This is a genomic window from Candidatus Omnitrophota bacterium (genome assembly GCA_040755155.1).
GTDB lineage: Bacteria > Hinthialibacterota > Hinthialibacteria > Hinthialibacterales > Hinthialibacteraceae > JBFMBP01.
On the sequence record JBFMBP010000032.1, the window covers coordinates 84,523 to 97,163 of the forward strand.

At 52.8% G+C, this 12,641-nt stretch carries 4 protein-coding genes; 2 read left to right on the forward strand and 2 right to left on the reverse strand.

Features of this window, described 5'->3' with window-relative positions:
* Positions 1 to 117 precede the first annotated feature (117 nt).
* Together AB1656_03935 and AB1656_03940 are read right to left on the reverse strand one after the other, a co-directional pair.
* Positions 118 to 6,768 (reverse strand): SDR family NAD(P)-dependent oxidoreductase, encoded by a 6,651-nt coding sequence (locus AB1656_03935; GenBank protein MEW6234513.1) that lies wholly within the window; start codon positions 6,766 to 6,768, stop codon positions 118 to 120.
* An 83-nt stretch (positions 6,769 to 6,851) separates the two neighbouring features.
* Positions 6,852 to 9,197 (reverse strand): beta-ketoacyl synthase N-terminal-like domain-containing protein, encoded by a 2,346-nt coding sequence (locus tag AB1656_03940; GenBank protein ID MEW6234514.1) that lies wholly within the window; start codon positions 9,195 to 9,197, stop codon positions 6,852 to 6,854.
* A 709-nt stretch (positions 9,198 to 9,906) separates the two neighbouring features.
* Here AB1656_03940 and AB1656_03945 point away from each other — a divergent pair.
* On the forward strand, positions 9,907 to 11,583 hold the full coding sequence (locus AB1656_03945; protein MEW6234515.1) for a cyclic peptide export ABC transporter: 1,677 nt from the start codon (positions 9,907 to 9,909) through the stop codon (positions 11,581 to 11,583).
* A 343-nt stretch (positions 11,584 to 11,926) separates the two neighbouring features.
* Positions 11,927 to 12,550 (forward strand): hypothetical protein, encoded by a 624-nt coding sequence (locus AB1656_03950; protein ID MEW6234516.1) that lies wholly within the window; start codon positions 11,927 to 11,929, stop codon positions 12,548 to 12,550.
* Positions 12,551 to 12,641: the final 91 nt, after the last annotated feature.

Sequence of the window (12,641 nt, forward strand, 5' to 3'; positions counted from 1 at the left end):
GAGAAAAAAATTAAAACTGTAGGATGGATCATGTCGTTTGACCCATCAATTACTCCATTCTTTAAATATCGATGGGTCAAAAAACGCGACCCATCCTACTTTTCTGCCTGTCCCGCTTCAAACAAGCAATTCGTCGATTTCTTTCAATACCGATTGCGTTTCCGTTTTGGATTCATCCGGCGCCGGTTCGCTCTCTTCCAATATGACGACTTCGTCCAATAAATATCGGGAAATCTTATCTAATGTTGGATAATCGTAAAGCAACGACGCTGGCAGCGAGGCGCCGATCTCCTTGCTTAAGCGGTTGCGCATATCCACTGTCGTCAGCGAGTCGAATCCCTGGTTCACCAGCGGTTGGTCGGGCGCGATACGCTCCGACTCGTTGTATCCCAATACGCTTTGCGCGATGCGTTGCAGCCGCGCCGCCAGCAGGCCGCGCCTTTGCGCGGGCAAGACTTCGCGCAGTTCGTTGGCGATATCGCGGCGGTCGCTTGGGGCTTCGTCCGCCGCCGATTTCGCCGTTTCGCCGATAAGGTTGGCGAATAGCCCAGCGGAAGCATCAAGGCCGTGGCTGGCGCCGTAGGCGTTCCAATCCACGTCGAAAGCGCAGGCTTGAATCATGTTTTCTTGCAAGATAGTTTTCATCAGCCTCATGCCGGTTTCCGGTTGGATATAGCGGATGCCCTGCGCGAAAAAGCGGTCGACGGCCATATCCGCCGCCATGCCCGCATCGGCCCACGGCCCCCAGTTGACGCTGACCGCCGCAAGGCCGAGCTGGCGGCGGTAATGCGCTAATCCGTCCATAAAGGCGTTAGCCGCCGCGTAATTGCTTTGGCCTAGATTGCCGATGATGGCGGCGACGGATGAGAAGAGCGCGAAGAAATCCAGATCGTCGTTCTTGGTTGCTTGATGCAGATTCCAGGCGCCGCGAACTTTCGGCGCCATGACTTTTTGGAAGCGCTCCCACGTTTGTTCCGCCATCATGCCGTCATCGAGCAGTCCCGCCGCGTGGATGATTCCCTTGAGGGGCGGCATAGCGCTGCGAATATGGTTCAGGATGCGCTCCACATCGGCGCCGCAAGCCATATCGCCCTGCAAAACGGCGATTTCCGCGCCACCTTCGCGCAGTTCGCGCATAACAGCTTCGGCGGCGGGTTTGGGAGCGCTGCGTCCCGTCAACGCGAGATGGTGGGCGCCTTGCTCCGCCAACCAGCGAACCATCAGCAGGCCGAGAGCGCCAAGGCCTCCGGTGATGAGGTAAGTTCCCTCGCTTTGAATCAGGCCGCGCCGTTGAATGTTCTCGCGACGAATTTCATCTTGGCGAGATAGAACAATCTTGCCGATATGCTTTGCCTGCGCCATATAGCGATAGGCGTCGATGGCGTTCGCGAGGGGAAAAACGGTAATGGGCAGCGGCTTCAAATCGCCCTTGGCGAATTTCGCCATCAGCTCATGGAACATGCGCCCGATCAACGCCGGATTTTGGCGCGACACCGCCGCCAAGTCGAAGGGATAATAGGCGAAGGTAGGATTCAACTCGCGAACTTGGCTTGCATCCCAAATGCCGATTTTGCCCATCTCCAAAAAGCGGCCCAGATTCGCCAGTACGGAAAAACTCTTGGCGATGAATTCGCCCGATAGGGAATTGAGAACGGCATCGACGCCGCGCCCGCCGGTGATTCGCTTAATCTCGTCCGCAAAATCCAGCGTCCGCGAATTTAAGACATGATGGACGCCGAGGGATCGCAAGTATTCCCTCTTTTCGGGGGAACCCGCCGTAGCGAAAATCTCCGCTCCCGCATCCAGCGCTAGTTGAACGGCGGCCATGCCCACGCCGCCAGCGCCCGCGTGAATAAGAATGCGCTCCCCGCGCTTCAATGCGCCCAATTCATGCAATGCATAGTAAGCCGTCAGAAAAGTGGCGGGGATAGTAACGGCCTCTTCCAATGTCATGCCGTCCGGTTTTTTGAAAACGAAAGCGCGGTTCAGCGTGATGTAACTGCCAATGCAGCCGGGAGCGGCCATGGCGATTACGGGATCGCCAACCTTCAAATCGCCGACGTTCTCGCCGATGGCGGCGACGGTTCCGGCGGATTCGTAGCCCATAAGTCCCGCATCGCCGGGATACTGTCCCAGCGCGTTGAGAACGTCGCGGAAATTCAATCCGGCGGCATGAATCCGCACTTCCACTTCATCCGCATCGGGAACGCGGCGCTCGCGGATTTTGAAGGATAACTCGTCCAGCGTTTTGCGCGCGCCGACGTCCAGATAATAGGCTTGCGTCTCCGAGACGGCGGGATAAGCTAGCGTCTTGTCATACTCTTGGCGCGAGGTTTTCGCTTTCCGCCTCGCCAATCGCGCCGCGAAGCGGCGTCCACCCCGGCGCAAGGCGGTTTGATCCTCGCCGTTGGACTTATTCATCAATTCCAACAAGGCAAGCGCGCTAGCCGCCGAGGCGTCGTTATCGATATCGAGCAGGCCGCCCCACATTTCCGGATGCTCCAGCGCCAGCGCTCTTCCCAATCCCCAAAGCGCCGCTGATGCCGGAGGCGTCAAGCGGTCTTCCGGCGCCACTGCCTGGCAGCGGTTAGTAACGAGCCAAAGTTGGGCCTTATCCGTTTTGTTCAATTTTTCTAAAGCATGGACGATATGAAGTACGCCGCCGCACAGGCGTTTCTCTTCTTCCTCCAGCGCCTGCGTATCTTGAGAGGGCATGGCGTCCACGCCCCAGAGAAAGAGAATCTTCGTCATAGCCGGGGAAGAGTCCTTCGCCCAATGTTCGAACAAACGCATAAAATCTTCAGCGTTGGCGGGATCGATCGTAGAAATATTGTCTCCCGTTTTTTCGAATTGCTTCCCCGCAACTACTTTGATATATGCTTCCCCTTTTTTCTCGATCTCCTTTTCCAAAGCGTCGCATACGCCTTGCGAATCGGCGAAGAGAATATAACGCAATTTCTCTTGGGCTGCGGAAAACTCCTCCGCTTTCATCTCGCGCCATTCGATTTCGTATATCGAATTCTTGTCGTCTTCGCGCAGTTCGCGGTACAGCGTTTGGCGATCCGTTAGTTTCAAAAGGAAGTCTTTAATTTCGAGCGCCTGTTCGCCTTGGCTGTTGAAGACGGCGATTTCGCACTTGATGATGCTTTCCTGCAATTTCACGCGCGTATAGCAATACAATTCTCCCGCCAGCGAGCGATGAACTTGAACTTGGCTCATGTGCAGGGGAATTAAAATATTATCGCCTTCCAGCATCGCCGTCGCTGACGCTTTACAGGCGGGCAGCACCGTTTGCAGCATAGAATCGATCAATCCGGGATGAACGGCCGCGTCGTCGATGGCTTTGGCCGGTTGCAGACGGCAAAAGGCTTCGTCCGTTCCTTGTCGGATGGCGTGGATGCATTGGAAATTAGGGCCAGTGCTGTAGCCGACGCTTTCGATATAGGAATAGAATTCCTCCGATTCCATCGCGCCGCTGGAAAATTTCTCTTCCAACTCTCGCCAAGAAGAACCGGACGTCGTCATGTCTGACTGTTGATCGCTCTTGCGGGCGATGTTGCCGGAGCAATGAGTAATCCAGGAAGCGGCGTCGTCCTCGGCGGATCGGCTGACGATACGGAAAGAGGGCTTGGCGCTTTTGCTATTTTCTATAATGGTCTGCACCCAGCGTGATTCGCCTTCGTTCACCACCAATGGCGCGGTGAACTCCACCTCTTCAATAACGCCCATTCCATCGCCGAATACGCGGCGGCAGGCGGAAAGCGCCATCGAAACGTGGGCGGCGGCGGGAGAAATAATCTTGCCGTATATTTTATGCTCTTTCAAAAAAGCAGGCCGCGTTTCGGTGAAAAGATTTTGAAAGAGAATAATGCCGCCATCGAGGCAAGGCGAGGCAATCTTCTGGCCCAGATAAGGATGCGCGTTCCGGCCAAGAGAAATCTCTCCTCCCGATTGGCCGTTCTGAACCGGACTCATGTAGTAACTTTTTCGTTGGAAGGGATAGGCCGGCAGCGCGATTTTTGTTCGGGAATAAGACGCGTCGAAGCCTTCCCAATCGATTTCCGCGCCGCGAACGTAAATTTCCGCCAAGCTGGCGAGCAGGAAATTCCAATCGTCCTCCCCTTTTTTCAATGAGGCTAGAAACGCTTTGTTTTCCTGGGAAATGCTGCGCCGCGCCAGTCCCGTCAGCGTCGGCGCCGCGCCCATTTCCAGAAATATGTCCGCATTTTCCGCCGCCATCGTCTCCATCGCCGCCAGAAAACGCACCGGCCGCCGTATCTGGTTGGCCCAATAAGAAGCGCTGGCCAAATCGCCGCTCGCCGCTTTTTTCCCCGTAACTGTCGAGACGATCAATAATCGCGGCGCCTCATAGTTCACGCTGGCCGCGATGTGTTCGAATTTGTTCAGGATCGGATCCATTAGAGGAGAATGGAAAGCGTGGGATACGTTGAGTTCTTGCGATGAAATCCCTTTGCTTTTCAACTTGGCGAGGATTTCCGCCACGGCTTCCCGCCGTCCGGAAATTACCACGCTGCCCGGCGAGTTGATCGCCGCGAGGGAAGCGTCCGTTTTCCGGGCGTCAACCAAAGGTTGAACCTCATCTTCATTCGCGAAGACGGCGGCCATGCTTCCCCCCGCTGGCAGCGACTGCATCAGTTGTCCCCGCGCCGCTACGAGTTTGAGAGCGTCTGGCAGGCTGACGATTCCCGCCGCGCAGGCGGCGGCGTATTCGCCGATGCTATGCCCCGCCGCGATGTCCGCCGTTGCGCCCCACGATGTCCATAAGCGGTAGAGCGCGTATTCAATGGCGAAGATCGCCGGTTGGGCGTATTGCGTCTGCGTCAGAACGGCGTCGTCCGCCTTTTCGCCGTATATCGAATCGATGAGGGATGCGTTCAGATATTCGCGCAGGATGGCGTCGCATTCCTCCATCGCTTGGCGGAAAACCGGCTGCGCATCCCATAATCCACGTCCCATGCCCACGTATTGCGAGCCTTGTCCCGTAAAGAGAAACGCTAAGCGCGGACGCCCTCCCCTTGCAGACGTAAGGGATTTCGTTTTTTCGCCTTGAGAAAATTTACGAAGCGCGTCTTTAAAATCCTCGCTGGCAGCGCCCGCCGCCGCCAATCGGTTTTCGAAATGGCTGCGCCCGGCGCCGGCGGTATAGCAAGCATCGGCGATCGGCGTATTGGGATTTTGCTCGAAGTAATCCGCATATCGCGCCGCCAGTTGCTTCAACGCCACTTCGTTTTTGGCGGAAAGGGGAAGGATATGAACCGGACGTTCCGCCGATATCGCCGCAGCGGCGGGCGTTGGTTTTTCGCCTGTATCCTCTCCAACTTCGCCTGCAATTCCGCTGGGAACCATCGTCCGCTTGACGATAGGCGCTTCTTCAACGATGGCGTGGGCGTTCGTGCCGCTGAAGCCGAACGAACTAACGCCCGCCCGGCGCGGCGTCTCGCTGCGCGGCCACGGCGTCAGCGCGGTGGGAACGAAAACCGGCAATTGATCCCAAGGAATATAGGGGCTGGGATTTTTCAAATGAGGATGAGGCGGAATTTTTTCATGCCGCAGAGATTGAATGACTTTAATCACGCCGGATATCCCCGCCGCCGCTTCCAAATGCCCGATATTCGCCTTTACGGAGCCAAGGAGAATGGGATTCTCCTTGGTATGCCCATTCTTCATGACTCTGGCGATGGATTCCACTTCGATAGGATCGCCGAGGGGCGTGCCGGTACCGTGCGCTTCCATATACCCAATGTCGGCGGGTTGTAGTCCGGCGTTCTCCAAAGCGCGGCGAATTACTTTTTCCTGCGCCAGCCCGTTGGGCGCCGTGAGTCCATTGCTTTTGCCGTCTTGGTTGACCGCTGTTCCGCGCAGGACTGCCAATATCCGGTTATTGTCTTTGATGGCGTCGCTCAAGCGCTTTAAGAGCAGCGCGCCGCAGCCCTCGCCCCGGCCATAACCGTCGGCGGAAGCGTCAAAAGTTTTGCAGCGGCCATCGGGGGATATCGTGCCCAGTTTCGTCGAGCATATATGGAAGATGGGCGAGAGGATAAGATTAACCCCTGCTGCTAAGGCCATATCCGATTCTTGATTGCGCAAACTATGGCAGGCGAGATGCAGCGCTGCCAGCGATGAGGAACAAGCCGTATCCACAGCCATGCACGGCCCTTCAAAGCCGAAAGTATAAGAGATGCGCCCGGCGGCGGGTGCGAAACAGGTTCCCGTCAGCGCGTAGCCGTCGATGATGCCGTTATGGCCGGAATGGCGGTGCGACTGCGTATAATCGTCGCTAGAGATGCCGACGAAGACGCCCGTCCGGCTGCCGCTCAGTTTGGCCGCGTCCAAAGCGGCGTCTTCCAACGCTTCCCAAGTTATTTCCAATAGCAGCCGCTGTTGCGGATCGAGGCTGAGCGATTCTTTGCCGGATATATTGAAAAAATGGGCGTCGAATCCATCTACAGGGACAGTAAGAAAATTCGCCTGGGCGGCGTGAGTCATTCCCGGCGCGCCGGGCGCGGGATCGTAATATTGTTGAGCGTTCCACCGTTCCGGCGGCACGGGAGAACTCGCGTCGCCGCCGTTTTCAAGAAATTCCCAAAATTTCTCCGGATCGTTGCCGCCGCCGGGAAAGCGGCAGCTCATGCCGACTACGGCAATCGGCTCCCGCAGCGACGATTCCAAATCATGCAGTCGCTTTTGCGTTTTTTTCAACGCAATATAGGTTTTCTTAAGAACATCCTTCTCGGATTCGTAATTCATTTATTCTTCCAATCCTCAAAACGTAAGCTATGTAGGGTGGGCTCAAAGCGAAGCGTAGCCCACCATTCTTCCACCATTAGTCATCATAACGATTCAATATCCTTTTCAATGAACTTCGCCAAATCATCATCGCTGAGATCGTTGATAAATTCGAATTCCTCGTCGCTGGATTCAACTCTTTTCCCCTTATTGGGCTTCTCATCCAAAGCGGTAATTCCATCCTCATTCAGAAAACGAACGATATCCCGGATGGTGGGATAATTGAACAGGAAAGTGACGGGAATGGAAATTTTCAAGGCGTTGCCGATCTTGGTTCGCAATTCGACGGCGGTTAACGAATCGAATCCTTGCTCGACCAGCGGGCGGTTATCGAAAAGCGCTGTTTTCTCTCCATTGCCAAGAATGGCCAGCGCTGACTTTTGTACGAAATCGTTTAAAATTGATTTTCTGGCTTGATGGGGCGAGGAAGCTAACTCGGCGCGAAGACGCGATTCATCGATATTATTTTTATCAGTATAAGCCGTTACCTTTACGCCATTTTGGAATTGATTCTTATTTTTTCCAAACGATAGGGGATGAATATAATATTGTTTGCGTTGAAAGGGATACGTCGGCAAAGTGATGATCTTTTGCGAACGGGAGGCGTAAAATTTCCGCCAATCGATATTCATTCCGCGAATGTAGGGTTCCGCCAGTTCCACAATTATTTCATTCCTGTCTTTTTTCCCAGGTAGGCACGGCAGGAATAATTCATTCGTCTCCAAAGAAGCGTAGGATTTAGCTGTCTCGATTAATTCATGGCTATTATGGATAAACAGCGATTTGGATGGGACGCCATGCAAAAAGTTTTCCAGCGCTAGCCTTATATCATTCGCGTCGGCGCCCACAACCGCCAAGCGGCGGGGAAAGTGAGTGCGTCCCACGCTGGCGGTATAACATGCGTTCCCAATATCTATATCCGGATTTTGGTTCAACCAATCGGCATACCGCCGCGCCAGATCGCGCAAGGCGGCCTCATCTCGCGCCGATAACGGAAGAAGATAGAACGAATGATCCTCAAATGCCGCATTCCGACGATCGCTGGCATGTTGGGCGCCTATCCCCATTCGCTCCGGCGTAGGGAAGGGCGCTTCTTCAACGATCGCATGGACGTTCGTTCCGCTCAAACCGAAGGAACTCACTCCCGCCCGGCGGGATTGTCCGCCATGCGGCCAGGATATCGTTTGCGTTGGAATCTGGAAGGGCAGCTGCTTCCAGGCGATGGCGGGATTGGGCGTCCGAAAATGAAGATGCGGTGGAATAGCCTCTTTTTGCAGAGAAAGAATGGTTTTAATCAACCCAGCAATTCCAGCGGCTCCTTCCAGATGTCCGATATTCGTTTTGACCGAACCGATGTATAAAGGCCCTGCTTCCTTGCGCCTTTGGCCGAAAACCTTTCCTAAGGCTTCGATTTCGACGATATCGCCCATCGGCGTACCCGTGCCGTGGGTTTCGATATAACCGATGTCGTCCGGCGCCAGTCCGGCGCGATGCAACGCCTCCCGCAGCATGGCGGCCTGAGCGCCGCCATTGGGCGAGATCAAACTGCCGCTTTTTCCATCCTGAGTAATGGCGGTCGCCCGGATCAGCGACAAGACATTATCGCCGTCTTTTATGGCGTCGCTATGCCGTTTGAGAACGACGGCGCCGCATCCCTCCGCCCGCACGTAGCCATTGGCGGAAGCGTCGAACGCCTTGCAGCGTCCGTCGGGGGATAATACGCCCAACTTCGATAGATAGATGTAGAGATTCGGCGTCAATAAACTGTTAACCCCCAACGCCAGCGCCAAATCGCATTCGCCGTTCTTCAATCCCTGGCAGGCGTAATGAAAAGCGGTTAACGATGAGGAACAAGCCGTGTCGATGGAAACGTTCGGCCCCTCGAATCCATAGAAATATGAAAGCCGTCCTCCCGCCGAACAAAAAGCCGATCCGGTGGCGGAATAGATATTGATGGCGGCGGGATCGTTGGCCCAAAGGCTGGCGCCTTGGTAATCGTTGGCGCAGACGCCGAGATAAACTCCAGCGGGGCGTCCCCGCCATATTGCGGGAGGAATGCCCGCGTTTTCCAACGCTTCCCATGAGGTTTCCAGCAATAGCCTTTGCTGTGGATCGAGAACGGCGGCTTCTTTTGGATTGATAGCGAAAAATGCAGCGTCGAACTCCGAGGGATAAGCGCCATGAAGAAATCCGCCCCATTTGGAATGGGTTTTTCCCGGCGCGCTGGGATCGGGATCGAAATACGAGTCGGCGTCCCATCGGTCAAGGGGAATCTCGCCGATAACATCTTTCCCCTGCGCCAGCAACTTCCAGAAAGATTCGGGATCGTTGGCGCCGCCTGGAAACCGGCAGCCTATGCCTATGACGGCGATCGATTCGTTCCGGTGCATTCGCTTCTCCCAACTGCCTAGGACGAATTCACGAGTTTCCACTCGGTGGAATTTTTAGTGTACGATATTTTGATTAGGATTTTGTTGGAAAATGACGCTGACGCGATTCCGATATAGGCGTACCCCTATCCTCGCAATATTGCAAGTTGAAAGATCCATTTTCACTAAACCTTCCCTTGGTTTATGCGAGAATAAACCGGATTAAGCATAATTTGACCATGATAAATCGTTTCATCGAGACGCGAGAAATATTATTGTATCTTTTTAATACTATATTTCCGAAATAGTTGATATATATTATTCCTGTTTTTGTAATTGTTGAAGTCTTTTATTATAAGAAATGTTGTAGGATTGGCTAGGAGAAAAGGAGAAGGTATTTCTGCCATGGCGCGAAATTTTTGGGACGCTCCTCAAAGGAGTCTATTCGTCTCCAGAAAAATTGGAGCGTTTCAGAATAACCGGCTCGATGAGGAAATTGCAAACGTAACTGCGCGTCAAGAAAAAGAGAAGGGAGATTTTCCTTTAGCGCGATATCGAGAACAAAAGCCTGCATCACTCTCCGAATTGGGGATAGTAGACGCAGTCTATTTGTTGTATTTTATGGCGAATTGCGAAGAACGGTGAAACGGTTGGCATCGCAATCTCCGGCGACGGTTGGAATCGAGATGCTAGGAACCGATTCCTTGACCAGAGGGAAGAAGAGAAGCGTATGGATTTTTTTAATTTTATCAAGAAGGAATCGACCGCATTCGAGTCGACGATGCTGCTGATTTTCGCTTTAGCGGGTTTGTTCAATTTTCTCATCATTGTGGTTATTATCGCTACAATGACTCAGGTCCCGAATACCAGCGTCAAAGACCTGCTTATCTTTATCGTGGCCGTTTTCGCCTTTGTGAAGGCGCAAAAATACTCCTTGGACAATTCCACTCTGATCGTAGAAGCCGTCGTTACCCGCACTCGCATCCGCTTGGCCGATAAAATCCGCCAAACGGATCTCGCCTCCTACGAGCATATCGGGGAAGGCCGGTTGGTCCGTCTTTTAACCCAGGAAACCATGAATATTTCCGAGGCTTCCAAACTGATTTCACGCTTATGCTCTTCGGCGACTCTTTTGATTGTCGCCTTTCTCTATATCGCGTATCAATCTTTGCCCGCCTTTTTCGCTACCATCGGTTTGATTACTCTCGGCGTTCAGATTTATCGCGTGCGCCGGGGGATGATCGAGAGCGAATTGAGCGCGGCGGCGGACAAAGAGACCCAATTTTTTTCGACGTTCAATCACCTTTTGGACGGATTCAAAGAGTTGAAGATCAGCGAGAGCAAAAGCGACGATTTCTTTTTCAATCATTTGACGTCCACGGCTAACGAAACCGAACGCCTGAAAGTCAGCTCCTCCTTCAAACTCAACAAGATGATCATTTTCGCCCAAATTTTTTGTTACAATATCATGGGAATTATGATTTTCATCTTCCCCCGCCTCATTGAAATTGCGCCGTTTACTCTAATTCAGATCGTATCCATCATTCTCTTCGTTACAACGGGACCTTTGCAGGAGGTCGTCGGATCATTTCCTTTCATGGAACGCGCCAACCTGGCGGTGCGTAAAATCCGGGATATGGAAACGGAATTGGAACAGGCCGTCGCCGGAGAAACTCGTCTCAAAAGAAAACCCCGCCAGCCGAAACCCTTCGAATCGTTGTCATGCGCCGATCTTGCGTTCGAGTACAACCATTCCCAACCGGAATCGGTTTTCCGCATCGGTCCCATCGATTTTGAGTTGAAACGCGGCGAAATCGTCTTTTTTATGGGCGGCAATGGCGCCGGGAAATCCACTTTTCTGAAAGTATTGACGGGTCTCTATATGCCTACCGGCGGCGGCATCGTCTGCAACGGGCGAAAAGTGACTCTACAGAATATTTCCCACTATCGCTCCAATTTTTCCATCATCTTCCAAGATATGCACTTGTTCGACCGGCTTTACGGCGTAGAAACGATCGATCCCGCCGCCGTGGACGAAATGCTGGAGCGAATGCAACTTGAAGACAAAACCTCGATTTTCCCCGACGGACGTTTCGAAAACATCAATCTGTCGGCGGGGCAGAAGAAGCGTCTCGCCTTGATCGTAGCCGAACTGGATGGCCGGGATATATTCGTTTTCGACGAATGGGCGGCGGATCAAGACCCCAATTTTCGCCGTTATTTTTACGAAGTCTATTTGAAGGATTTGAAAAATCGGGGCAAAACGGTAATCGCCGTTACCCATGACGACAAATACTATAACGCCGCCGACCGCATCTTCAAAATGGAATACGGCAAAATCTCCGAATTGCATCCTTCGACCGATGCGATGAGAGCATCGGCTTCCATGCCGAATCGGAAGGATTAAAAATTTTTCTTCTTGTTTTGTTATCTCAAATGTATTATCATGTTATAAATTAGTTAGATTAATTCCTGCCTGTAAAAATACTTGCAGGAATTAATCTTCTAATCTATACTATTTTTATTGGGTAAGTTTTTAACGATTCATTGTCTCTTCTTTTTTGTCCTTCCTTGGCGGTTGCGGGGTATTGTTTCTCTATCACATAGCAATAGGTTGAGGAACCAAAGGCATGTTTACGGAATAGGCTCAGTCCGTAACGGTCTAGAGAGAAATCGATCTCATCGAATTCTGCGTCGATTGGCGTCTTTTTCGGGATGAGAGGGCGAGAGGTTGGACAAAGGAGAACATCATGCCACCCGTAGAATCCGCGTCGCCTCAAAAGCACATGAACTGCGTCGTGTGCGGAAAAGGATTTAATTCCGTTTATAACGAAGAATTGGATATCTATCCTATCTATCACCCCGCCAAACCCGATTCTCCCGTCCGTTCCTGCGAAGCGATTTTTTACGACAAACTGCTTTTGATTTATCAGCATCTCCACGGGCAAAATACTAGCCAACAAGTTCAATCCATCATAGGAGACATCGATTGGGGATCGTTTCAACTGCGTAAGGAAATGCTGATGTGGTGCCTGAGCCGGGGTTATTTGGCCTTGGACAATCTGAAGCGAATCATCGTTCCGCCCGCCGTGGATGACTTATGCAAGGATTTATTCGCTGCGAATCGTTTGTCCGACTCTTCTTTCCTTGGAGAAGCGATGGATTATATCAAGTCGGCTTTTCGCGTGCTGCGCAAAGAATTGAAACCCTCGTCGCTTGAACCGGACTTCGATCGCTTGAAATCGGCGGAGAAGGATCAAGGACCGGACAGCGGTTCTCAACGGCGCATGTTCACGGTCGACCTCTCCGGCGCCGGCAGCGTTTCCAAAACTATGCGGCGAGGCGAAAGCCGAGGCGCTTTGTTTCGCCGGTGATCCCCCTTCGAAGTTCTTTTCTTGTTCCGCTTGTTTATGCAAGGGATGTTTCAAGGGCAGAAACAACCTTGCTCTTGCCACCCTGCCACCC